The sequence below is a fragment of the Micromonospora sp. NPDC007220 genome (assembly GCF_040634035.1).
GTDB lineage: Bacteria > Actinomycetota > Actinomycetes > Mycobacteriales > Micromonosporaceae > Micromonospora > Micromonospora reichwaldensis.
On sequence record NZ_JBEYEU010000016.1, the window covers coordinates 74,027 to 98,931 of the forward strand.

Genomic DNA, 24,905 nt, shown 5'->3' on the forward strand with positions numbered 1-24,905 from the left:
GTAGCTGGGGACCGGCGAGCCTGCAAGTCGGCGCTGAGCGCCGTTCCCGCATCGGTGATCGACTGCTGCGGCCCGAGCAAGACGCCGCGAAGGCACGCCAGGATCTGGGCCGCCTCGGGCTTCTTCTGCTTCAGCGGCTCGCGGCGATCTAACCCCGGCGGGGAGGCGCGGCTCTGGGCCCGGTTTCACGCCGAGCCCAAAGCCGCGTTTCGGAGGTCAGCCCTTACGGCCCTGGGTAGCGACGCCTTCGATGAAGTACCGCTGGCCGAAGCTGAACAGCAGCAGCATGGGCAGCGTGACGAGCAGCGAGGCGACCATGACGTACTGGTAGTCGCCCTGCCCGCCGGCGGTGGGGCTGTACTTCGTCATGGCGTACGCGATGCCGAGGGGAGCGGTGAAGTCCTCCATCGACTCCCCGTTGAGATAGATCAGCGCGCCCTGGAAGTTGTTCCACGCCGCCTGGAACTCGAACAGGAAGACGATGACGAACGACGGGATGGACAGCGGCATGGCGATCTTCCAGAACAGCTGCCAGTAGTTGGACCCGTCGATGCGGGCCGCCTCGAACAGCTCCCGGGGCAGGCTCAGGTAGAACTGCCGTTGCAGGAAGATGTAGAACGCCGAGCCGAACAGGTTGGCGCCGAACAGCGGCACCCAGGTGCCGAGGAGACCCGTCTCCTTCCAGATCAGGTACATCGGGATCATCGTGACCGCGCCGGGCAGCATCATCGTGCCCAGGACCAGCCCGAACAGCAGGTTGCGGCCGGGGAAGCGGAAGTACGCGAACCCGAAGGCCACCATCGAGCTGGAGATGGCGACCGTTATCGCGGCGAGCAGTGCGATCGACACGCTGTTGAACACCCAGTGCAGCAGCGGCAGCTCGCTCCAGACCTGGACGTAGTTGTCCCACCGCCAGGTCTTCGGGATCAACGAGTTGTCGAACACCTGGCTGGCCGGCTTGAGGCTGGCCGCGATCAGCCAGACCAGGGGATACAGGAACAACGCGGCGAAGCCGACGAGCAGGAGGGTGAGCAGTACCCGCCCGACGGTCCATCTCGTCGGCCGGCGCCCGGGCTCCCGTATCCCTCCGGAGGGCGCGGCGTCCACGGCCTGGGCCAGGACGGGGGCTGCGGTGGGTGCCGTGCTGGGGCCGATTGTCGTCACGACCGCTCTCCCTCGTAGTACACGAAGCGGTTGCCGACCTTGACCTGGATGAAGGTCAGGATCATCAGGATGACGAAGAGCAGCCAGGCCATCGCCGCCGCGAAGCCGAAGTTGAACTGCCGGAACGCCTCCTGGAACAGGTAGACCGCGTAGAACAGCGACGCCTCCGGCGCCGGGTTGTTCTGGTCCCGCCAGAACAGCAGGTAAGCCTGGTCGAAGATCTGGAACGCCGCGATGGTCAGGATGATGACGTTGAAGAACAGCGCCCCGGAGATCATCGGCAGGGTGATGGAGAAGAACTGGCGGACGGGGCCCGCCCCGTCGAGCGAGGCGACCTCGTACAGGTCACGCGGCACGTTCTTGAGCGCGGCCAGGAAGATGACCATCGTGCCGCTGACCGTCCAGAGGGCCATGAGCACGATCGACGGCTTGACCCACGTCGGGTCCACCAGCCACTGCGGGCCCTCGATGCCGATGAAGCGCAGGCCCTGGTTGATGGCGCCGGTGTTGCCGTTCAGCAGCAGGAAGAAGATCGACGCCGTGGCCACCGCCGGGGTCATCTTCGGCAGGTAGTAGACCGTGCGGAAGAACCCGGCGCCGCGGCCCACCCGGTTGAGCAGCACCGCCAGCAGCAGCGCGAAGCAGATCTCCAGGGGTACGGCCAGCACGGCGTAGAACAGGGTGTTCGCCAGCGACTTGGCGACCTTCGGGTTCTCCAGCAGCGCCTCGTAGTTGCTGGTCCCGGTCGGCCGGATGACGTTGGTCGCCAGGTTGTACTTGCTGAACGAGATGACCAGGCTGTAGATCATCGATCCGGCGGTGAAGACGAGGAAGCCGATGATCCACGGCGAGATGAAGAGGTAGCCGGCCAGCGCCTCCCGGCGGTTGTACTTCCTTCCCCGGCCCGGCCGTTTCCTGCTGCTGTCGCGAGTGCCGTCGCCGGAGGGTGCGACGGTGGTACTTGTCATCCAACGCCTCCATGGTGTGCCGGGTGCCGGAGATTCCCGGGGTGGATCGCAAGATCTCCACAATGCGGCGTGGCGGGCTCCCGCGCCATGCGAGGACCCGCCACGCCCACGAGGTACGTTGCTGGCGGTCAGCCGCCGGTAACGGTCTTGTACGCGTTCATCGACGCCGTCTGGGCGTCGGCGAGCGCCTGCTGGGCGGGCTTGCTGCCGAGCAGCGCCGCGGTGACGGCGTTCAGCAGTTCCTGCTTGATCTGCTGGCCGGCCGGCGAGGCTCCCACGCTCTTGCCGGCGTCCGCGACCTCGTAGTACGTGCTGATCACCTGGTCGAAGCCGGCGTCACCGCTGGGCTTGACGTACTTCTCCCGGATGGCCTTGTCGGACACCGGCGACCCGGTGAACAGGCCGGTGTTGATGGACTTCTTCTCCTCCACCGTCTTGGCCCGAGCCTCGGCGGCGGCGTTCCAGGAGCCCTCCTCGGTCAGCGCGAGCGCCCACTTGCAGGCGGCCGAGGGGTTCTTTGCCTGGGCGGGGATCACGAACGAGGTGCCGCCGGCCTGGGTGACCGGGTTGCCGTCCTTGCCCTTGAACGGCACGGCGCCCAGCTTGATCTTGTCCTTGTACGGCGAGAGGACGTTGGGGTACCACTGGGCGTCCACCTCCGCCCCGACCTGGTTCTGGACGAACTGGTTCTTCTCGCCGAACATGTCGAACGAGTCGGTGAAGCTCTTGTACTTGGCGAACCCGCCCTGCGCGTCCACGATCTTCTTGAGCAGTTCGAGCGCGGCGACGTTGTTCGGGTCGTCCAGGGCGGGCTTGCCGTCGGCGTCGGCGAGCTTGCCGCCCATGCCGACGAGCCAGAGGTTGATCTGGCCGGTCGCCTGCGGGTTGAACCCGAGCGTCGTCGGCACGCCGCCGTTGGCCTTGTACATCTTCGCGACGGCGGTGAGCAGCTTGTCGGGGTTCGACGTGTCGATGTCGGCGTCCTGCACGCCCGCCGCGTCCATGGCCTTCTTGTTCAGGATGATCGCCGCCGGCTGGTAGAACTGCGGCACCGCCCACATCTGACCCTTGTACGTGACGTCGTTGGCCACCGCCGGGTACCAGCGGTCCTTGGTGACCTTGTTGACCTCCAGGCACTTGTCGAGCGGCTGGATGAGGCCCTGGGCGGCGTAGGTGAGGACCAGCTCACGGTCCATCTGCACCACGTCGGGGACGTTGCCGCTGGCCTGGCGGGTGGTGAACTTCTGCGCGTCGAAGCCGGTCTGGTCCATCTCGATCTTGACGCCGTCGAGCTGCTTGGCCGCGTACTCGATCCGGGCCTTGCCGACGTCGTCGGCGTTGTTGAACCCCCAGGCGCTCAAGGTCCCGGTGGGCTTGGCGTCGAAGTTCGCGGCCTCGCCGCCGCTGTCGCCTTCGGACGATCCACAGGCGGCAGTCGCGACGAGTGCGGCGGCGACGCCTGCGGCTATGAAGGCAGCTCGCCTTTTCCTCATCTGGGTCCCTTCGACGGCGTGCGGGGCCGGCGGGACCGGCCCTCAAGAGGCTGAAGTCAGCATGGAATCCGTACCAGGCGGGACCGTATCCGAACGTGACACCGGACACAAGTGGGGAATGTTTCCATTTGGTGTCGGCCCAGGTCAGAGGCAAAACTGGGGTTGCCACGAGGGCCAAAGTGGAGTTGGATCCGGTGTGACAACGATGCCACAATCGGGGGCCAGAGTGCCGACCATCAGCCAGATCCTGCTCGTCGGACATACCCACCACGACGTGGGCTATACCAACAGCCCGCGCCTGCTGGACGACCAGCACCGGCGCGTCGTCGCCGAGGTGCTGCGGCTCTGCGAGGCGGATCCGGAACCCGGCCCGGCCCAGTTCCGCTGGACGTTCGAGGTGGCCCGGCCGGTGCTGCGCCACCTCGCCGAGACCGGCGAAGCCGGGGCGGCGCAGCTGCGGCGGCTCGTGCACGAGGGCCGGGTCGCCGTGACGGGTGGCTACCTCAACATGACCCAGCTGCCGTCCGATGCGGAGTTCGGGGCGGCGTACGACGCGCTCCAGGTGTTCCGGGCCGCCGGGCTGCCGGTGCGTACCCAGCAGCACGGCGACGTCAACGGGATCGCCTGGGGCACCGTCGAGGCGATGCGCCGGGCGGGGATGTCCCGGCTCGTGATGGCGCTCAACCCCGACCACGGCCGGGCGCCGTACGAGCAGCCGACCGGGTTCTGGTGGGAGGGGGCCAGCGGCCAGCGGGTGTTCGTGTGGCTCTCCACGCACTACGGCTTCGGCGAGCAGTGGGGGATCGTCGACGGTGACGTGGTCGCCGCCCAACGCCACATCGCGGCCTTCGTCGAGCGGCTGGCGGCGCGCCCGGACTACCCGTACGACGTCGCGGTGGTCCACGCGGCGAACGACAACCGCTGGCCGACGCCGCTGTTCCTCGACGTGGTGCGGCACTGGAACACCGTGCCGGGCAACCCGCCGATGCGCACGGCGACCATCGACGAGGCCCTCGACCTGCTGGAGCCGCAGGCCAGCCGGGCGGACGTGCCGGTCGTCCGCGGCGAGTGGTCGGACTGGTGGTCGCACGGTCACGGGTCCACGGCCCGGGAGGTGGCCGTCTACCGGGAGGCCCGGTCGTTCGCCCGGGCGGCCCAGACGAGTCTCGGGCTGACCCTGCTCCGGGGGGACGGCGAACCGGCGCTCGCCCACGTGCTCGGCTACCGGCGCGGGCCGACCCGGCTGCGCGACGAACACGAGGTGGTTGCCGACCTGGCCAGGGTGGACGAGGACCTGCTGCTGTTCGGCGAGCACACCTGGGGCTCCTGGGAGACGTACTCCAAGCCGCACTCCACCTTCAGCCACTCGCACTGGAACGCCAAGGCCGGATTCGCGTACCAGGCGTACGACCTCGCGCGTGACCTGGCCGTCGAGGGGATGTTCCGGCTCGCGGCGAGCGGCACGGACCCGGCCGGCGCGGCGCCCGTGCCGGCCGCGGGCGACGGGATCCTCGTGGTCAACCCGACCGAGCGGGACCGGACCGAGCCCGTCGAGGTCGAGCTGGACACCACCCGCCGGGCGCGGCTGGTCGCCCGGGCGCCGGCCTTCGGTGTGGCACTGCTGCCGACGCCCGGAGCGTCGACGGCGCGGACCGGCCGGGAGATCGCCAAGGGGCCGTACCGGGTGGTGGTCGATCCGGCGCGCGGCGGCGTGGTGTCCCTGGTCGACCGGCGCGACGGCCGGGAGCTGGTGGACCCCGCCGTGCCGCACGGGCTGGGCGCGGTGGTGGTCGAGAGGATCCCCACCGGCTGCGACCATCCGATGGTGGTGCGCTCGCCCAAGGACTTCCATCCGGACTTCCCGGGACCGGACTTCGAGCGGCTGGTCGCCCGGGGCGAGGACGAACCGGCGATCACCGAGTCGGCCGAGCTGGCCACCATCACGTGGCGGGTCACCCCGGCGGATCTCCCGGCGGCCACCGTGGCGCTCACGCTCTACCGCGACGCCGACGTCGTGGACCTCGACGTGCACCTGGTCAAGCCCGCGCGGCTGGAACCGGAGAGCATCTTCGTGGCGTTCCCGTTCGCGGTGCCCGACCCGGAGTTCCTGCTGGAAACCGCCGGCGCGGTGTACGCGGCCGGGACGGAACAGCTCCCGGACACCAGCAGGGACTGGCATTCGGTCCAGCACGCGGTCGGTGTGACCAACCGTGACCACGGCATCCTGTGGGGCAGCTTCGACGCGCCGCTCGTGCAGGTGGGCGGCTTCCACACCGGGCGGTGGGCGCGGACCCTCGCGGTGGCCGGTGGACAGGTGAACAGCTGGCTGATGAACAACCTGCACTTCACCAACTTCCAGGCGAGCCAGGACGGCACCCGGCGGTACCGGTACCGGTTCGCCGCGCGCTCCGGCCCGGTGACCCGCGAGCAGGTCCGGGTGTACGGCCGGAACCTGCTGGAACCGTTGCAGGCGCGGCGGTACGCGGGGCCGGTCGGCGTGACGGGCGGCAGCGGGCTCCGGGTGGAACCGGCGGACCGCCTGCTCGCCGAGGTCCGGCCGGCCGGCGATCAGGCGGTGCGGGTACGGCTGCGCAACATCGGCGCCGAACCGGTGGCGGCCACCGTCGAGTGGGCCGGCCCGGGGGTGACCGGCGGCGGTCCGGTGACCGTCGCCGGCCACGGGATCGCCGACGTGACGCTGCGCCGCGCCGACCCGCCGTCCTGACCCCGGCGACCCGGGCGTGGTCTTCGCTGACGGACCAAGCGAAGACCACGCCCGGGTGTCACCACGCTCTCTCAGTCCCGCGCTGGCGTCAGCCGGAGCGTCACCACCTGGAACGGCGTCAGGGCGAGGTCGACGGCGTCGCCCTCGACCGTGACCGGGGCCAGCGCGGCGACCGATTCGTCCGCCCGCTCCAGCAGGTCGACCACCCGGGCCCCGGCGAGGCCGAACGAGGCGCTCAGGCGGGCACGGGCGCGTCCGCCGAGCGACTCGTACACCCGGACGATCACGTCGCCGGAGCGGTCGTCGGCCAGCTTCACCGCCTCCACCACGACGGCCGGGTCGCTGACCTCGATCAGCGGGTCCACCGCGTGCCCACCGGTGCGGCGGCGGACCGGCAGGTTGGCCCGGTAGCCCTCGCGTACCGCGTCCTCGATCTCCGCCCCGCAGACCAGCGCGTAGCCGAAGCGGTGCGCGCCCCGGTCGGTGTCCGGGTCGGGGTAGCGGGGGCCGCGGAGCAGGGACAGCCGTACGGTGGTCGGCTGCGCGCCCTGCGCGTCGCCGGGCGGCCGGCGCGTCACGTCGTAGCCGTACGTGCCGTCGTTGATTAGCGCCACGCCGTATCCCGGTTCGCCGACGTGCAGCCACCGGTGCGCGCAGATCTCGAAGCGCGCCGCGTCCCACGAGGTGTTGGTGTGGGTGGGCCGCTGGAGGTGGCCGAACTGGATCTCCGAGCTGGAGTGCGTGGCCTGGACGTCGACGGGGAAGGCCACCTTGAGGAAGGTCTCCCGCTCGTGCCAGTCCACCTCGGTCTCGAACCGCAGCACGCGCTCCCCGGCGGCGAGGGACACCGTCTGCACGTACGCGGAGTTCCGGTCGTTGCGGCTGATCCGGACGCGCACGCACCGGGGATCGTCGGCCTGCACCGTCAGCTCGGTGACCTCGGTGAGGTCGTGGCGCCGGTTGCGGTAGAACTCGTCGACGTCCCAGGCGTCGAACTTGTTCGGCAGGTCCGGGTGCAGTTGCAGGACGTTGGCCGAGGTGCCGGCCGGCAGCACCTCCCGGTCGGCCACCAGGTCGCGGATGGCCGCGACGGTCCCGTCGGTGGCGATGCGCACCCGGAGCAGGCCGTTGTCCAGCACGGTGCCGTCCGGGCCCGTCCGCACCGACACCGCCGAGGCGCCGGCGTCGGGCCCGGTGCCGTCCGCGGGGGTCGTCGCGATTCCGAGCGCCGGCACGCCGGGCCGCGTGTGCGGCGCGGCGTTGGCGACCAGCGGCACCGACCCCGGGCCGGTGAGCGCCGCGAGCGCCGCGTCGATCAGCGTCTCCAGCCGGTCGGCCAGTCTCGCGTACGTCTGCCGGGCCTCGCGGTGCACCCAGGCGATCGAGCTGCCCGGCAGGATGTCGTGGAACTGGAGCAGCAGGGTCTCCTGCCAGACGGCGTCCAACTCGTCGTACGGGTACTCGTGGCCGGTCCGCGACGCGGCGGTGGCGCACCACAGCTCGGCCTCGCGCAGCAGGTGCTCGGTGTGCCGGTTGCCGCGCTTCATCGCCGACTGGCTGGTGTACGTGCCCCGGTGGTATTCGAGGTACATCTCGCCGTTCCACACGGGCGCGTCCGGATACTCGTGCTCCGCCTCGGCGAAGAACTCGGCCGGGGTGCGGATGGCCAGCCGGGGCGAGCCTTCGAGGTCGGCGACCCGGCGGGCGATCTCCAGCATCTCCCGGGTGGGCCCGCCGCCGCCGTTGCCGTAGCCGAACGGCAGCAGCGACACGGTGGAGCGCCCGTGCTCGGTGAAGTTGGCCACCCCGAACGCCAGCTCGCGCCCGCTCAGCTCCGAGCTGTACGTCTCGGCCGGCGGGAAGTGGGTGAAGACCCGGCTCCCGTCGATGCCCTCCCACCAGAAGGTGTGGTGCGGGAAGCGGTTGGTCTGGTTCCAGGACATCTTCTGGCTGAGGAACCAGCGGAAGCCGGCGAGGCGGGCGAGCTGCGGCAGGGACCCGGAGTAGCCGAACGAGTCCGGCAGCCAGACCTCGCGTGGTTCGATGCCGAACTCGGCGGCGAAGAACCGCTTGCCCTGGGTGAACTGGCGCACCAGGGCCTCGCCGCCCGGCATGTTGGTGTCGGACTCCACCCACATGCCGCCGACCGGCAGGAACTGCCCGCTGGCCACCTTCTCCGCCACGCGGCGGTACACCTGCGGGTGGTGCTCGCGCAGCCAGGCGTACTGCTGGGCGGAGGAGCAGGCGAAGACGAGTTCGGGGTACTCGTCGGCGAGCGCCACGACGTTCGAGAAGGTGCGCGAGCACTTGCGGATCGTCTCGCGTACCGGCCAGAGCCAGGCCGAGTCGATGTGCGCGTGGCCGACGGCGGTGACCCGGTGGGCGCTCGGCGCTGCCGGGGAGGCGAGGACGCCGGCCAGCCGCTTGCGGGCGGCGGGCGCGCTGCCGGTGAGGTCGCCGAGGTCCAGCTCGTCGAGCATCAGCTCCAGGGCGCGACGGATCTCGTGGTGCCGCGGGTCGGTCACGGCCAGCTCCAGGGCGAGCTGGTGCAGCACCTGTACGTCCAGGACGAGCGCGTACACCTCCTCGTCCCGCAGCGCCAGTTCCGCCCGGTCGAGCCGGTAGAGCGGCGTGTCGGGGGCGGTCTCCCGGTCACCGAGCTGCGTGACGGTGCCGTCGAAGCGGGGGTTCGCCGCGGCCTCGACGTACACCTCGACGCGCTCGCCGCCGCCCGCCTCCCGCGCCACCGGAACGTACGCCGTGCGCGGCTCGATGCCCTTGATCGGAGTGCCGTCCGCCGTGTACGCGAGGCCCTCCGAGCGGAAGCCGGGCCCGGCCCGTTCGAAGCCGAGATCGACGATCAGTTCGACCCGCCCGCCGCGCATCCGCTCGGGCACCTCGCCGGTGAACCGGAACCAGGTGGTGCTCCAGGCGGGACCCCAGAACTGGCCCACGGCGAACGGCGCGTAGGGCAGCGCCAGCCCGACGTCGGCGGGCACCGGCTCGCCGGGCAGGTGGGCCGCCTCGACGGTCACGGGCTCGACGTCGCGGTGGATCGCGGGGATCAAGCGTTCGAGCAGAACCCGGTCGATCCGTTGGGTCAGGTTGGACAGAGAGCGATGCATCGGGAAGCTCCCGGGGGAGTGAGCGGCCGGGCCGCTTGTGGGAACGAATCCACAGACGCAACCACACGCTTTTTGCTTGTGTCAATGCGTTCTGTCCGGCCGATACCTGGCCCTGTAGGGGTACTTCCGCTATCTTGGCGGCTCAATAGTGGTATCGATCCCAGAGCGCGAAGGATGTGCACGTCACGGTGACCGGCTCCCTGCCCGCTGCGGTCGCAGCCCCCACGCCACTGCGCAACGCGGCCGGTCAGACGGTCGGCTCGGCGCCCGGAACGGTCGACGTCCTCTGGGCCGACGGTCGGACCGAACCGGCCGCCGACGGGCCGTTCACGGCCACCCTCGACTGGGCGCCGCCGTCGGCCACCGGGCGGCGCGACGTCCGGCTGACCGTCGAGTACCGGGGCGACGCGGTGGTGGACGCGGGAATCCGGTACCGGGTCGACCTCTCCGCCGACCCCGAACCGCCGTGGTGGTTGCTGCCCGGCGCGTTCTACGGCGAGAACCGGCCGGCGGACTGCCTGCGGGTGTATCCCCGGTTCGCGGTCGACGGCACCGACCACGCCGGCATGGTGAGCGACCACTGGGAGTTCCGGGCCGACCGGGCGGCCACCCCGGCGGTGTTCGGCTGGACCGGCGAGGGCGGCGTCGCCCTGGTCGCCGACGAGACCACCGCCCTCGGCATGACCGGGCTGGGGTTCGGGCACGACGCCGGGCGCGGCTGCGGACACCTGCACCTGACGTTTCCGTTCCGGGAGGCGCCGGTCAGCTACGACGGATCCGCGGCACCGGGGCCGGCCGAGGTCAGCACGTACGCCTGGCGCCCGGGCGAGCGGGTGGAACTGGACCTCGCCGTCTACGCGCTGGACCGGGACCGGCACGGCTACGCGGCCGTGCTGCGCGAGGAGCACGCCCGCCAGGCCGCCGACGCCCCGCTGCGGCCCTGGGTCGACGTCACGCAGGCCGCCGTGCTGGCCGCCGAGGGGTTGCGCCGGTGGCACTACGCCGAGCCCGGCGTCCTGCTGGAGACGGTTGCGTTCGACCGGGGCATCAGCGGCCAGGACGGGCTGCCCGTGGACCGGCAGGCCATGCACGTGGGCTGGGTCAGCGGCATTCCGTGGGCGTACGCCCTGCTGGCCCACGGACGGCGGGTCGGCGCGACAGCCGACGTCGCGGCCGCGGAACGGGTCATCGACTTCTGCTGCGCCGAGCTGTCTCCGTCCGGCACCTTCTGGGGCGTCTGGTACCGCCACCGGGGCTGGTCGCAGAGCTGGTCACCGGTGCCGCACACGCTGCACTCGCGCACCCTCGCCGAGGCGACGCAGTTCCTCGTCCGGGCCCTGGAGCTCGACGGCGACCCGGAGGGCTCGCGGCCGGCGTGGGTCCACGCGGTCCGGTCCAACCTCGACGCGGTCGTCGCCCGGCAGCGGCCGGACGGCAACCTCGGCTCGACCCACCACGCGCTGACCGGTGAGGTGCTCTCCTGGGCCGGCTGCGCGGGACTGGCCTGGGTGGGCGCGCTGGCCGAGGCCGCCCGCTGGGACGGGCCGGACGGCGCCGGGGGCGGGTACCTGGCCGCCGCCGTCCGGGCCGGGGAGTACTACGCGCCGTTCGTCGAGAGCGAGTTCCTGCACGGCGCGCCGGAGGACGTGGACCTGGCCCCCACCTCGGAGGACGGCTACGTCGCCGTGATGGCGTACCTGGCGCTGCACCGCCGCACCGGCGAGCGGCGCTGGCTGGACCTCGCCCGCCGCGCCGCCGACTGGACGCTGACCTTCCGGTACACGTACAACACCACGTTCCCGGCCGGCACCCTGCTGCACACCTACCGCTTCGCGACCCGGGGGGCCGACAACGCCTCGCCCTCCAACCAGCACCTGCACGCGTACGGGCTGATCTGCACGGCCGAGTTCGCGGAACTCTCCGCCGCCTGCGGCGACCCGCACTACGTCGAGCGTGCGCGCGAGGCGCTGGCCTGCTTCCGCCAGTTCGTCGCGCGCTTCGACGGCGACTTCAACGCGTACCGGGGGATGGTGAGCGAGCGGTACTACCAGACCGCCTGCTTCCAGCCGAAGGGCATGCTGCTGACGCTGTCGCACGCGTGGAGCGTGGGGGTGCTGCTGCTCGGCTGCGAGCAGGCACTGGCCGACCCCACCCTCCTGGTCCCGCCCCGCTGACCCCGGCCCGGACGCGGAGCGCGGGGGAGGGGTCAGCGGGGGAGCGGTCCCGAGCGCCGGGGCTCAGCCGCCCTCACGGCGGCGTTGGTTCGGGGCCAGCCGCTCGGCCGGCATCGTCGCGTCGGAGGACTCGCGGTCGGGCTCGGTGTTGCGCCGCCCGCCCGGCGCCGCCGGGATCGCCGACTCCGTGACCGACCCGGGCGACGCCTCGGCGAGGTCCCACTCGATGAGGTCGACCTCCCGGACGGCGCCCCCGTCGACCGGCACCCGGAAGGTGCGCAGCTGGCTGGGACCGAAGTCGGCCTCGATGGCCCGCCCGAGCACCGGCAGGTCGATGCGGACCCGGCCCGGCCGGCCGGTGGTCTCCACCGCCCGGACGACCAGGTCCGGGGCGGATCCGCCGTCCTCGTGGCCCTTCACGGCGGTCACCATCACCTGGTCACCGCCGTCGGACAGGTAGCTCTGCTGGGCGGGCAGCGGACCCCGGTGGAAGCTCTCCAACATGGCCCGGACCGGCGCGCCCAGCTCGGCCGCCCGCCGGAACAGGCCGGCCTGCCGCCAGTCGCCCCCGTGCGGCACGAGCAGGTAGCGGAAGGACTGGATCCCCTGATCCTGGTACGAGTAGAAGCCGTCCGGATCGAGCTGGCGCGGATCGTGCCAGGAGTAGACGGGGCTGCGGACGGCCGTGATGCCGATGCTCGGGGTGTCCCCGTCGGGATCGCCGGGCGAGACGTCGTACCCGTGCTTGGCGTTGTTGACCACCGCGAGCCCGGCGGGCCGGCCGTCCACCGTGCCGCTGACGTCCACCCACGACTGGGCGGGGTTCTCCCCGCCGTCGACCGGCTGCCCGATGGACCCGAACGGGATCTCGTAGGTGGCGACCGGGTCGCTCACAGCCGTCGGGAAGCAGAGCTTGAGCAGGTGGGCCTGCTCCCGCCAGTCGAGGGTCACCCGGACCTCGACGTGGTCGTCGCGGTGCCCGAGGATGAACTCCTCCACCATCGTGGAACGGTTCCATGCCCGCTCCACCCGCAGCCGGGCGCGCAGCGGCCCCGCCTCGCGCAGGGTGACGCGGCTGGTCCGCATGGGAGCCCCGGGCCACCGGTACGAGACGACCCGGTGGCCCCAGGTGTCCGTCGGGTCCTGGCAGATCTGGGTGTGCTCGCCCCGGGCGCCGGCCACCAGGTCCACCCCGGTCCGCTTGTCGAGCAGCCCGCGCAGCCATCCCGTCTCCGGGTCGATCTCCACCCGGAGCAGGTCGTTCTCCAGGACCGTGTCGGTGGCCCGCAGGTTGCCCGCCTGCCGCTCACCGGCCTGCGTGTCCGCCGGCGCGGCACCGGACCGCAGCCGGTAGAGCCGGTAGCCCAGCGGCGGCAGTACCGCCTCGAACACCGTCGCCCCGCGTCCCTTGTCGTCGGTGGTGGCCACCGACTGGGTCCGCTGGGCGAGCGTCAGGCGGTCGTCGGCGTCCACCACGTGCACCCCGGTGGGCTGGGTGCCGTACTGGAGTTCCACCTGCGCCGTCACCGGCCACGGGTGGGGATTGAAGACCAGGACGGGCTGGGTGCCCTCGGCCAGCGGGATGTCGACGTGCCGGGCGATCACGTTGTGCGTACGCGTGATGATCCGCTTGGCGACCGCCACCGCCTCGCCGAGCTGGTCGCGGGCGTCGTCGTACGCGCTCTCGATCGCGGAGCCGGGCAGTACGTCGTGGAACTGGTTGAACAGGATCTGCCGCCAGGCCCGGCCGAGGTCGTCGGTGGGGTAGTCCAGCCCGAACAGCGTCGAGCCGAGCACCGCCCACCGCTCCGCGGACAGGATCGCGGCCTGCGCGCGGCGCTGCCAGAGCTTGATCCCGGAATGCGCCGAGTAGCAGCCCGGGGCGTGCATCTGCAGGTCGTCCCGCCAGACCGGCAGCTTCGCCAGCCCCTCCTCGCCCTGGTTCTTGGCGAACTCGTCGAAGTAGCGGGCCGGCGAGGAGATGACCATCCGGCCGAACGAGCCCATCCGGTCGTAGCGGTGGATGGACTCGATGTTGGCCCGGGTGGGCCCGCCGCCGTGGTTCCCGACGCCGAAGTAGATCATCATGTCGCCCAGGCCGTGGTCGAGCACGCCGAGCGACTTGTCGGTCTGCCCCGCCACGTCACCCGGCGGGCTGCAGTACTCGAACGGGATCCGGTAGGCGAGCACGCGGGAACCGTCGGGCGACTCCCACCAGAAGGCGGTGCCGGTCAGGTGGGACTCGTGCGGGCCGGGCCGCAGGAAGCAGTACGCGTGCATGCCCTGGCCGCGCAGGATCTGCGGCAGCATGCCGTGGTGCCCGAACGGGTCGACGTTCATGCCGACCGTGGCGGTGACCCCGAACTTCTCCTTGAGATAGCGCTGGCCGTGCAGCCCCTGCCGGACGAACGACTCGCCCGAGGGCATGTTGCAGTCCGGCTCCACCCACCAGCCGCCGACCATCTGCCAGCGGCCCTCGGCGACCCGTTCCCGGATCCGGGCGAACAGTTCGGGGTCGGACTCCTCCACCCAGCTCAGCAGCACCACCTGGTTGCAGGTGAACACGAAGTCCGGATACTCCTCCATCCGGTGGATCGCCGACCAGAAGGTGGCCCGGGTCTCCTGGTAGCCCTCCTGCCACGGCCACAGCCAGACCGGATCGAGGTGGGCGTTGCCGATCATGTGCAGGGTGCGTTGCGGCGTCGCCGCCGGGCGGCGCGCGGGGTGCAGGCCGGGCGGCTGGTCGCCGGAGGGGGCGTTGGCGACCGGCGCCGTCGGGCGTCCGGTGGTGGCCTCCGCCGCCGTCCGCTGCCGGGGCGGCTCCGCCGTCGGGCCCGAAGGCGGTTCCATCGGCGTGGTGCCGGTGCCGTCGCGGTGGTCGGGCTCGGTCACGCCGTGGGCTCCTCGCCGGCGGCCCACGCGTCGACCATCTCGCTGATCACGTGCAACATCAGGGTGTGCATCTCCTGGATCCGCTGGGTGCTCTTGCTGGGCACGAGCAGGGCGTGGTCGGCGTGGATGCGGGCCGGACCGCCGTCGCCGCCGGCGAACAGCACCGTCGTCGCGCCGCCGGCCTGCCCGGCGGCGAGGGCCGCCACGACGTTGGGGGACCGCCCCGAGGTGGTGAAGGCGATGACCACGTCGTCCGGGCGGGCGAGCGCGCGCACCTGGCGGGAGAAGACGTCCTCGTACGAGTAGTCGTTGGCGATGCAGGTCATCACGCTGGCGTCGGTGCTCAGGGTCACCGCGGGCAGCGGCCTGCGGTCGCGCTTGTAGTGGCCGATGAGCTCGCCGGCGAGGTGCTGCGCGTCCGCGGCGCTGCCACCGTTGCCGAGGGTGTAGACGACGCCGCCGCGGGCGAGCCGGTCGCAGACGAGCTCGCCCACCGTCCGGATGTCGTCGGCCAGCGTGGTGGTCGCCTCGGCGACGGCCACGTGGTCGTCCAGTTGGGTCTTCAACCAGTCAGACATGTGCTCGCTCCACTCGCAGGTTCCGGGTCAGCCCGCCGGCCGGATCGGCCTCGGCGAGCAGGTCGTGGCCGATGGCTCCGGCGCCCACCACGCAGACCAGGTCGCCGAGTTCGGCCGGGACGACGCGGGCGACGCGGGCGGCCGGCGCCATGGCCTCCCGCGCCACGAGGGCGCGGACCGGGTCGATCAGCATGGCTCCGGCCCGGGTGACGCCGCCGCCCAGCACCACCATGTCGGGTTCGAACGCGTTCACGAGGTCGGTGACCGCCGCGCCGAGCAGGTCGACGGTCTCGGTCCACACCCGCACGGCGAGCGGGTCGCCGGCGGCGGCCGCCGCCGAGACGTCCGCGGCGGTCAGCCTGGGCAGCGCCGACATCGACGAGGCCGCGCCACCGGCCAGGGCCTCGCGGGCGCGCTGGGCGATCGACGTGCCGGAGGCGTACGCCTCGACGCAGCCTCGCCGTCCGCAGCCGCATCGCCGGCCGCCCCGGTGCACGGTCAGGTGCCCGAACTCCCCGCCGTTGCCGGCGGCGCCGCGGTGCGGGGTGCCGTTGATGACGGCGCCGCCGCCGACTCCGGTCGAGACGGTCAGGTAGAGCATGGTGGTGGTGCCCCGGCCGGCGCCGAACCGGTATTCGGCGATGGCGCCGACGGTTGCGTCGTTCTGCAGCGCGAACGGCACCCCGAACGCGTCCGCCGCGAGCGGCCCGATGGGCACGTCCGTCCAGCCGGGCAGGTGCGGTGGCGACAGCAGCCTGCCGGACGGCGCGTCCAACGGTCCGCCGCAGGCGATGCCCACCGCCCGGACGGGGCCGACGCCGGCGAGTTCGACGGCGCGGCGGCCCATCTCGAAGAGCCGCCGTGTCACGACGCGCCAGCCGTCCTCCCGGCGGGTGGGCTCCACCACCAGGCCGTGGCTGGAGCCGTCGGCCGTCACCACGCCCACGGCCAGCTTCGTGCCGCCGATGTCGAGGGCCAGAACCGGGCCCGGGCTGCCGGCGGGCGGCAGGGCGAACGGGTCAGGGTCGGTCATGGGAGTCCTCTCGGTCGGCCCCGGGGGGTGGTGCAGCGGGATGCCTGCGGGGTCTCCCGGGGCGGCCGTCGGAAGGCCGGCGTCTATGGGATCGATCCCAGACAGAGCCTAGGAGTGAGCCCGGACATCGTCAAGCGAGGGCAGCCGGGTGGTGCTACGGCGCGTGGGCGGGATGCGGCGGCACGTGTTCGTCAGCAGTGCCGGGTGACGGAGCCGGCGCGTGCGCGCCGGTGCGGTCGGGCCGGCGCGTCGCCGCCCCGGTCAGCGCGTCCGGGGCGGGGCCGTCGAGCCGCGGGAGGTGACCGTGGCCGAGAGCAGCACGGTCCGCACCGGCGCGTGCGGCGACTGGATGCGCTCGAAGAGCTGGGAGATGGCCGCCTCGCCGAGGGCCACCGGATCCTGCGCCACGGCGGTCACGCCGGGCTGGACCAGGCTCATCCACGAGACGTCGTCGAACGACACCAGGCTGAGCTGATCGGGGATGGTGAGGTTGAGTTCGGTCGCGGCCCGCCACACGGCCTCGGCCAGGACGTTGTTGGCGGCGAACACGGCGGTCGGCGGCTCCGGCCGGCTGAGCAGCTTGTGTGCCTCGATCCGGGCGGCGTCGACGTCCCAGCCGGCGCTGACCACCAGCGAGTCGTCGAAGGGCACGCCGGCCGCCGCGAACGCCGCCCGGTAGCCGGCGAGCCGGTCCCGGCCGGTGGTCCAGTGCATCTCGTCGATCACCATCGCGATGCGCCGGTGGCCGAGGTCCAGCAGCTGCGAGGTGACCTGCCGGGCGGCACTGCTGTTGTCGACCATCACGGCGTCGCAGGCGCCCAGCGAGAACTGGCGGTCCACCTCCACCACCGGGATCCGCTGCCGCGCCAGGTAGGTGCTGATCTCCGCCGACACAGGGGTGACGATGACCCCGGCCACCCGCAGGGCCACGAACGCCTCGGCCGCCTCCGCCTCGACCTCCGGGGAACCGCCGTCGTCGGCCAGCATCATCGTGTACTGCCGCTTGCGGGCCTGCTGGCTGATGCCGGCCGCGAGCCCGGCGTAGAACGGGTTGTTCAGGTCGGACACCAGCACGCCGATCGACTGGCTGGCCTGCTGCCGCAGGTGCCGGGCGGTCGCGTCGGGCACGTAGCCGAGGCTGCGCGCGACCTCCCGGACCCGGTCGCGCACCGCCGGTGCGACGTACCCGCGACCGGTCAACGCCCGGGAGGCGGTCGACCGGGACACCCCTGCCGTCTCGGCGACCTCCCTGATGGTAGGCCGACGTGCCGGAGGGAACCCGTCGGGCACCGTCAGCCCACTCTTCATTCGGCCACCCGTCCCGCTTCCGTCACGTCGACCCAGCTTCTGTCACGTCCACCAGTGCCTCCGCGTGCTGACCCAGGTGGAGATCGCCGATGCTCACATCGACGGCCATCCGGGCCCGTCGTCGCGCCGGCCCTGTCAGCGTCACCTCGACCTCTATCTCCCCCCGCCCGAGCGGGGGCAACGAGATCGCCGCGACGTCCGGCACAGCGACCCAGCCTACCGGCAGCACAAGACATACCACGGCTTTCTCGACGGAGGGTCGTGGGTTGCTCACGCTGACGACGAAGCGGGCGACCGTGCCAGTCTGCGCCCGCGAGTAGTACGGCGCAATTCGGGCGAGTACGCCGTCCGCGACGACCTCGCCCTCGTCCAGCGGCAGCAGGTCCTGGTGGACCCGGACGAGTTCGTCGCCCGCCTCGGTCAACAGCTCCAGGTAGTCGTCGGTGACCCAGCGCGGCGCCCAGTGCCCCGAGACCATCAGCCCCGGGCCGACCCGGCGGTACAGCTCGGCGCTCGCCCGGTAGTCGCCGATGCGGAAGCGGTTGCGGTACTGGTAGTTCAGGACCTCGCGGGGGCCGCCCCGCACTCCCGAGCCGACCTGTTGGTCGCTGGTGACCAGCACGGTCACCCCGTCCACCGCGAACTCGTACGCCGCCGCGTAGAGGGTGTGGCCGGGCAGTTCGTGGACCATGATCTCGTACTCGTGCCAGGTGAAGCTCTCGCCCAGGGGAAGCCGCCGGTCCACCGGGATCGGGTCGTACCAGGTGCACGGCAGGTCCTCGACCATGGGCGCCTCGAGGATCCCGGCCACGTTCTCCGGCGCCCAGATCTCGGTGCCCGCCACGTCCCGCAGCAGGTTCATGCCGGCGACGTGGTCGTCGTGGTAGTGGGTCGGCAGGGCCACCTCGATCGACGTGACGCCGTGGTTGCGCCGCAGCGCCGGCAGGGAGGCCAGCCAGGGGCGGCGCGACGCCCGGTCGGTGCCCGAGGGCAGGCCGGTGGTCATGTCGTAGCCGTAGTCGATCACGAGCGCCGCGCCCGTCTCCGACAGCAGGACGTAGCTGCACGAGTTGCTGGTCCGGTTCAGCAGCAGGTGCTCGGTGAGCGCGGTGAACGGGTTGTCCAGCCGGTCCCGCAGGTCCCAGGGGTACGGGCGGCGCGAGTCGACGTACTGGCCCATCCGGGTGGCGAGCAGGCCCAGGGCCGCCCGCGGCTCGTCCATCGGCTCGCCGTGCGAGGGCAGCAGCAGGTCGAGGTCGCGCTCCATGAGCTGGTAGCAGCTCAGCACGGTCATCGCCGGACCCTCGTTGTCGGTGTACGACCACTGCGTGGCGGCCAGCGACCAGACCTTTCCGGGGGCGTAGACCAGGTCACCGGTGAACGCGAGGCGACGGCCGCCGCGCTCGACGAGGTAGGTCACCGACCCGGTGGTGTGGCCGGGCGTGGGCACCACCTCGACGGTGGTTCCCGCGTACGTGCGGCGCCGGTACTCGGGCACCACGTCGTGCACCGGTACCGACTCCAGTAGCGAGAACCTGTCCTGCCGCAGGTTGTAGTCGTTGTGGAGGGTGCGCGCCTGCCACATCCCCTCCACGTCGGCGAACAGGTCCCGCTCGACCGGCGGCACGTGGATCCGGATGCCCGCGGCCACCGCCAGGGGCAGGCCCTGCCCCTGGTCGCGGTGATGGTGGGTCATCAGGACGTCGGTGATCCGGTCGATCCCCATCTCGGCCAGGTGATCGAGCGCGAGACCGGAGCCGAAGTCGATGGCGAAGGCGGTGCGCGCGGCCGAGGTGCCGTCCCGGCCGGTCACGCCGTCCGGTCCCTCGGACCCTTCCGGCGAGCGCACCACATAGACGTTGCAGGTGTCCCTTACCCGGAAGATGCCGGGCGCAATCTCCGTTACACGCGACTCGGTCATGCCCGGGATGGTATCGATCCCATAGCCTTCGGGGAAGATTCAGTATTCGCACCAGGACAAGCGTTGGTTCATAAGGGAAGGACCTGCTGATAACGTTCCCAGAATGGCGGCTCTCATCCCCTCCCCGGCTGGTCAACCACCCCCCGCCCTGTCCACCCGCGGCACCGTCGAGGGCTTCTACGGCCCGCCCTGGTCGCACGCCGAGCGCATGGCGCACCTGGAGTTCTCCGCCCGCGTCGGCCTGAACGCGTACGTCTACGCCCCGAAGAACGACCCCTACCACCGGGCCCGCTGGCGGCACCGCTACCCGGCACCCGACCTCGCCCGGCTCGCCGAGCTGGCGGAGACCGCCCGAACGCTGGGCGTCCGCTTCACGTACGCGATCAGCCCCGGCCTGTCGATGCGCTTCGCCGAGGAGGTGGACTACCAGGCGCTCGCCGCGAAGGCCGCCCAGTTGCACGACGTCGGGGTGGACTCGTTCGCCCTGTTCTTCGACGACGTACCGGCCGAACTGACCCGGCCCGAGGAGGTCGACCGGTGGCCCGGCGCCGGGGCGGCCGGCGCCGCGCACGGCGAGACGTGCACCCGGTTCGTGGCGGAGTTCCTCGCGCCCCGTGGCATCCGGGAACCGCTGCTGGTCTGCCCCACGGACTACGCCGGGGTCGAGGAGACCGCCTACCGCCGGCGGTTCGCCGCGACCGCCCCGCCGGACGTCGTGGTGGCCTGGACCGGGCACGACATCGTGGTGGGCGAGGTGAGCCGGTCGGACATCGACAAGGCCTCCGCCAGCTACCAGCGCCGCCTGATGCTGTGGGACAACTTCCCGGTCAACGACTTCGAGCCGAGCCGGCTCTTCCTCGGTCCGCTCACCGGGCGCACCACCGAGCTGGCCGGCTCGCCGCTGGTCGGGGTGCTCGCCAATCCGATGATCCAGGCCGTGCCGTCCCGGATCCCGTTGATGTCGGTGGCCGACTGGGCCCGCGAGCCGGATCGTTACGACCCGGCGGCGTCCGGCCGGCGGGCGCTGGACGCGGTGGCCGGGGCCGGAGCGGAGCACCTGGCGCCGCTGGTCGGGGTGTGTGGCTCCTGGCCGCCGAGCGCCGAACCGGACGCCGAACTGATCCGCGCGGTGGCCGACACCCTCGCCGGGCGGCCGGACGCCGCCGGGGTGCTGACCGGGCGCCTCACCGGGCTGGCCCGGGCGTGCCGCGCGGCGGCCGAGCCGGAGCTCCTGGTGGCGGCCCTGCGCCCGTGGCTCGTCGCGGGCGCCGACATGGCGGCGGCGGGACTGGCGGCCGTCCGCCTGCTGGACACCGCGACCGCCGACGCGGTCGAGGACACCCGGCGGGCCCTCGCGCGGGCCGAGAACCACTACGCCGACGTCCTGCGCGCGGTCGTCCCGCCGTTCGTGCGGGAGGTGTTGGACCGCACCGTTCAGGCGGACCCGGGGCCGGCAGGACAGGCGGAGCGGGACGCGGCCGGCCGCCCCGCTCGCGCCGACGGTCGGCCGGTGGCACTGCTGGTCACCGGCGAGCGCCGCACGGCCGGGGACGAGGCCGTCGCCGCGCTGCTCGGCGAGCGGGGGTACGCGGTGTGCCGGCGGCACGCGCCGGGCCCCGACGAGGTCGCGGCGGCGTCGCTCGTCGTCGTCACCCGGGGCGCCGACGGACCGGCGATCGAGGCGGTCGCCCACGCCGGCGCACCGCTGCTGGCCTGGCACGGCCTCGCCCCGCTCGGGCTCGCCCGGCACAGCGAGGTGCTGCTCGCCCGGGACCGGGTGCGGATCGTGGACCCGGCCGACCCCGCCGCCGCCGGGCTCGACGACGTGGTCACGGTCTACCGGGGACCGGCCAAGCTGACGGTTGCCGAGGTCGGGCCGGACGCGCAGATCGTGGCGCTGGTCGTGGACGAGAACCGCCCGGCCCTGTTCCGCTACCCCCGGGGCGCCCGGCTGGCGGACGGGACCGTCGCACCCGCGCCGCGGGTCGGCGTGTTCCTGGGCGCGGACGGCCTGGCGCCGTGGCTGATGACCGCCGAGGGGAGGGCGCTGGTCGTGGCCGCGCTGGATGCCTGCGCGGCCCCGGGCCGTTCCGCGTCCGCCGCGGGGGAGCGGCCGGGGCCGGCTGCCCACCGGCAGCGCGGGACGTCACAGCCCGAGGATCTGCCCCGCGTCCCGGAGGTGTCGCTGTAGCAGCGGGGTGTCCACCGACTGCACGGGACGGCCGTCGCGCAGCGCCAGCGTGGCGGCCAACCCGGCGACGTGCCCCAGCATCTGGTACTGCACCTCCATCCGGATCGACGAGAACGCCACGTGCGAGGCGGAGACGCAGACCGGGACGATGAGGTTCAGGCAGTCGGCGTAGCGGGGCACCAGCGCGCGGTACGGGATCGGGTACGGCGGCGCGGGCACCGACAGGTAGCCCTCGGTGAACACCATGGCCACCGGCCGGGGATGCTCGGGCACCCACCGCCAGGTCCGCTGCACCTCCCGCACGTCCAGGTGGTACGAGCCCAGGGCGACGACGTCGTGCTGCGGCCGGGCGCCGAGCAGGTCGTGCTCGGTGAGGACGTACTCGCCGCGCATCCGGCGCGCCTCGCGGACGTAGAGCTGGTGCGGCAGGTGCCCGGTGTCGGGGAACTCGTCGGCCGGCAGGCCCCAGCGCCGCAGCTCCCGCCGTACGTTCGCCGGAACGGCCGGGTCGTTGGCCAGGAACCAGAGCAGGTCCTGGGTGTGGTGCAGGTGGCGCAGCCGCAGTTCCTCCCGGCGCACGGGGTCGGCGTCGGGATACTCCCAGGCCGAGCCGTCGAGGACGTTGAGCGAGAACGGGCCGAGCGAGTTGGCGTCGCACTTGCCGTTGGGCAGGTTGGCCTCCAGCCCGAGCAGTGCCCCGGCCGTCGGCTCGAAGCCCTGTCGGCGCCAGTGGTGGAACAGGCGGCGGCCGAGTTCCCAGTGGGCCTCGTCGTAGCCGTCGCGGCGGGAGAACGGGATCCGGTCGGCGTCGGTGGTGAGGCAGACCCGGTAGCCGTACGCCATGACGCCGCCGTCGCCCGTGCCGACCGGGGCCAGCGGGCCGGTACGCAGCTGCGGCAGCACGGGGCCCTCGCGGTGGCCCGCCGGATCGTCGGAGAAGGGGGAGATGAACGGGGGCATGGTGTGCCGGCCGGGCAGCAGTTCCTGGCGTCCCGCCCAGCGCTCCCCGTACGACGCGCGGTCCTCCCGGCCCACGGCGTACGGGATCCCGGCGAGCGCGAGGAGGTCTCCCTCGTAGCTCGCGTCGACGAAGACTCCGCCCGCGAACGTGCGGCCGTCGCCGGTGGCCACCTCGACGATCCGACCGTCCCGCAGCCGCGCCGAGCGCACCGCGCTGTCGGTGACCAGCCGGATCCTCGGGTGGTCGAGCCAGCGCTGGAAGATCGCCTCGGCGACCCGCGGCTCGGGGCCCGCGTAGTGGCCCACCGACACGCCGTAGTGCTCCGCGACCTCCCGCCGGAACCGGGCGGCCGGGCCGCCCAGCACCCGCACGTCACCGACGTCCGTGTAGCCGAGTCCGCCGGAGGTCATCCCGCCGACGTGTCGGCCCGGTTCGAGGAGCAGGACGTCGGCGCCCGCGTCCGCGGCCGCGACGGCCGCGCACACGCCGGCCGAGGTGGCGGCGTACACGACCACCTCGGCCGGCGTGCTCATCCGACCCCCAGCGGTCGGCGCGCGGTCGCCGCCGGAGCCTCGCCGGTCGTCTGCCGCCCGGCCCGGTAGTCCCGCCAGGTGCGGGCCACCAGGGCGAGGTCGTCCCCGGTCAGCTCCTCGGCGGAGCGGTCGACGCGTTCGGCGTAGTAGAGCGCCGGCACGCCGAGCCGGCGCTGCGCCTCGACGTACGCGCGCCACTCCGCCCGGTCCGCGATCGGCCACTGGTCGGTGTCGACGAGATGGTCGGGCATCGTCGCCGCGACCACGGCGTGCCGGAAGGCGAGCTGGTCGACGGCCGGGACGACCCCGCCGTCCGGATCGCGTTCGAGGATGTCGTTGAGCCGGATCATGTCGCAGACGTCGCCGAAGCCGGGATGCGGCGTGTGGGTGACGACGAGAGCGTCCGGCTTGACCGCCTTCGCTGCCCGGTACAGCGTCTCCAGCATCCGGTGCAGCGCGGCGATCCCCCACGGGGCGTCGGCCGGGGCTCCCGGTCGCCGCAGCCCCCGACCGGTCGGCGCGCGCTGGGTGAAGTCGATCTTGAAGCCGTCCGCGTCCAGGCCGTCCGGACCGAGCAACCCGGTCACGATCCGGGCCAGCCGGTCGAGGTACGCGGGGCTGCCGGGGTCGACGGCGACCGGCCGCCCGCCCGGGTCGGTCACGCACTCCGCCGCCGGCAGGCCGGTCGGGTCCCACGCCTTCCACCAGAGCAGCACCCGCTGGCCGGCGGCGTGCCGCTGGTCGATCCAGGACCGCAGGTCGGGCCAGCGGGCCGGGTCCGGCTCGGCGGTGCCGTACGCCAGCTGCCAGCGGTCGTCGATCACCACCGTGCCCGGGACGACGCCGTGTTCCGCGAGCCGGCCGAGCCAGCCGTCGTAGCGGTCCTGGCGGGCCAGGTCGAAGGCGACCGGCAGGCCGTCGGGCACCAGCGCCGGCCCGAGCTCCGACAGGTGGTACGGGTACGACATGGGCTGGCCCGGGATGGGCGCGGCGGCGCACTGCGCGCCCCAGCCGCAGAAGATCGGCTCGGTCCACCAGCCGGCGCGGGGCGTGGCCGCGGCGGCGGGCGCGAAGCCGCGCTCCACCAGGTCCGCCCGGTACGTCGCGAGGCCCTGCCACGGGTCGGCCGCCGGCCGGAGCACGACGGTGGGGCTCTCGAACGACCCGTCGACGCGCGTGTGCCCGTCGTAGTCGAGCTCCAGCAGGAAGCCGCCGTCCAGCGGGACGTACCGCAACTCGGTGAAGCGCAGGTCGGCGACGTGGCCCAGCACTCCCGCGGTGAGCCAGCCACCGTCGGGGACGTGGGTGGCGTGCCGGGCGGTCTCCCGCCCGAACGCCAGCAACAGCGGCGGCGGGGAGAAGACGGCGTGCAGCCGTCCGGCCGAGGCGTCGCCGACGACCCCGAGGGCGGCGGCGGTGGAGGCCGGCCGCACCACCTGGACCGGCTCGGTGGGGGTGGGGTTGAACACCGAGGCGAAGTCGGTCGAGGAACGGAAGGTGCCGCACGCCCCGCTCGGCAGGACCGCCCGGCCGCCCAGCAACCGGACGTCGCCGAGCGTGCCGGAGCCGGTGACGCCGACCGACGCCTCGATCCGGTCGGCGAAGCAGCGGAGCCGGACCGACTTGGCCGTCCACGCGGTGCTCCGGCAGGCCAGTTCCACCTCGACGACGTCCTCGCCGTCGTACCGCCCGGCGGACACCACCGGCTCGTCGAAGTCGTACGACTCGTCCGCCAGGTCGACCCGGTCCACCGAGGCCAGCAGGCTCAGCCGGGACCAGATCCGGCCGTCCGCGTCGGCCAGGACGGCGAGCCGCTGCGGCGCGCGTACCTGCAACACG

Annotated in this window: 14 protein-coding genes; 3 read left to right on the forward strand and 11 right to left on the reverse strand. The window is 72.7% G+C overall.

Annotated features, from left to right (window positions below; translation table 11 throughout):
• Positions 1–216: 216 nt before the first annotated feature.
• From ABZ573_RS23790 to ABZ573_RS23800, 3 genes are all read right to left on the reverse strand, one after another.
• Positions 217–1,164, reverse strand: coding sequence for a carbohydrate ABC transporter permease (locus tag ABZ573_RS23790; protein WP_327027871.1), 948 nt, complete (start codon positions 1,162–1,164; stop codon positions 217–219).
• The gene (locus ABZ573_RS23795; protein ID WP_151452542.1) at positions 1,161–2,132 is read right to left on the reverse strand and encodes a sugar ABC transporter permease; all 972 of its coding nucleotides are present in this window, start codon (positions 2,130–2,132) and stop codon (positions 1,161–1,163) included. The genes ABZ573_RS23790 and ABZ573_RS23795 overlap by 4 nt, the downstream gene beginning before the upstream one ends.
• 128 nt (positions 2,133–2,260) lie before the next feature.
• The gene (locus tag ABZ573_RS23800) at positions 2,261–3,625 is read right to left on the reverse strand and encodes an extracellular solute-binding protein (protein WP_151452543.1); all 1,365 of its coding nucleotides are present in this window, start codon (positions 3,623–3,625) and stop codon (positions 2,261–2,263) included.
• Between the two features lie 226 nt (positions 3,626–3,851).
• On the opposite strand from ABZ573_RS23800, the gene ABZ573_RS23805 reads away from it, so the two are divergent.
• Positions 3,852–6,350, forward strand: coding sequence for a hypothetical protein (locus ABZ573_RS23805; protein ID WP_151452544.1), 2,499 nt, complete (start codon positions 3,852–3,854; stop codon positions 6,348–6,350).
• Between the two features lie 71 nt (positions 6,351–6,421).
• On the opposite strand, the gene ABZ573_RS23810 is transcribed toward ABZ573_RS23805, so the two are convergent.
• Complete coding sequence (locus ABZ573_RS23810; RefSeq protein ID WP_358121042.1) at positions 6,422–9,475, reverse strand: glycoside hydrolase family 38 C-terminal domain-containing protein; 3,054 nt, start codon at positions 9,473–9,475, stop codon at positions 6,422–6,424.
• A 188-nt stretch (positions 9,476–9,663) separates the two neighbouring features.
• Here ABZ573_RS23810 and ABZ573_RS23815 point away from each other — a divergent pair, with 188 nt between their 5' ends.
• Positions 9,664–11,649: a hypothetical protein gene (locus ABZ573_RS23815; protein WP_151452546.1), complete on the forward strand. Its 1,986-nt coding sequence runs from the start codon at positions 9,664–9,666 to the stop codon at positions 11,647–11,649.
• A gap of 63 nt (positions 11,650–11,712) precedes the next feature.
• Here the strand turns inward: ABZ573_RS23815 and ABZ573_RS23820 are convergent, their stop codons facing one another.
• The 5 genes from ABZ573_RS23820 to ABZ573_RS23840 form a co-directional block, all read right to left on the reverse strand.
• Positions 11,713–14,541 (reverse strand): glycoside hydrolase family 38 C-terminal domain-containing protein, encoded by a 2,829-nt coding sequence (locus ABZ573_RS23820; RefSeq protein ID WP_358121046.1) that lies wholly within the window; start codon positions 14,539–14,541, stop codon positions 11,713–11,715.
• Complete coding sequence (locus ABZ573_RS23825; protein ID WP_121398030.1) at positions 14,538–15,119, reverse strand: SIS domain-containing protein; 582 nt, start codon at positions 15,117–15,119, stop codon at positions 14,538–14,540. Before ABZ573_RS23825 ends, ABZ573_RS23820 begins: the two co-directional genes overlap by 4 nt.
• Positions 15,112–16,152: an ROK family protein gene (locus tag ABZ573_RS23830; RefSeq protein ID WP_358121049.1), complete on the reverse strand. Its 1,041-nt coding sequence runs from the start codon at positions 16,150–16,152 to the stop codon at positions 15,112–15,114. Before ABZ573_RS23830 ends, ABZ573_RS23825 begins: the two co-directional genes overlap by 8 nt.
• A gap of 261 nt (positions 16,153–16,413) precedes the next feature.
• Positions 16,414–17,460 carry a LacI family DNA-binding transcriptional regulator gene (locus tag ABZ573_RS23835; protein ID WP_151457031.1) on the reverse strand — a complete coding sequence of 349 codons (1,047 nt, stop codon included), beginning with the start codon at positions 17,458–17,460 and terminating at the stop codon, positions 16,414–16,416.
• Positions 17,461–17,482: 22 nt separating this feature from the next.
• A complete protein-coding gene (locus ABZ573_RS23840) occupies positions 17,483–19,381 on the reverse strand; it encodes an MBL fold metallo-hydrolase (RefSeq protein WP_358121053.1) in 1,899 nt (632 codons plus the stop codon).
• Positions 19,382–19,484: 103 nt separating this feature from the next.
• Between ABZ573_RS23840 and ABZ573_RS23845 the strand changes: the two genes are divergently transcribed.
• Positions 19,485–21,572, forward strand: a complete 2,088-nt coding sequence (locus ABZ573_RS23845) for a protein O-GlcNAcase (RefSeq protein ID WP_358121056.1) — start codon at positions 19,485–19,487, stop codon at positions 21,570–21,572.
• Here the strand turns inward: ABZ573_RS23845 and ABZ573_RS23850 are convergent.
• Positions 21,528–23,066: an FAD-dependent oxidoreductase gene (locus tag ABZ573_RS23850; protein ID WP_358121059.1), complete on the reverse strand. Its 1,539-nt coding sequence runs from the start codon at positions 23,064–23,066 to the stop codon at positions 21,528–21,530. The genes ABZ573_RS23845 and ABZ573_RS23850 overlap by 45 nt on opposite strands.
• A complete protein-coding gene (locus ABZ573_RS23855; protein ID WP_358121062.1) occupies positions 23,063–24,904 on the reverse strand; it encodes a hypothetical protein in 1,842 nt (613 codons plus the stop codon). The genes ABZ573_RS23850 and ABZ573_RS23855 overlap by 4 nt, the downstream gene beginning before the upstream one ends.
• Position 24,905 lies beyond the last annotated feature (1 nt).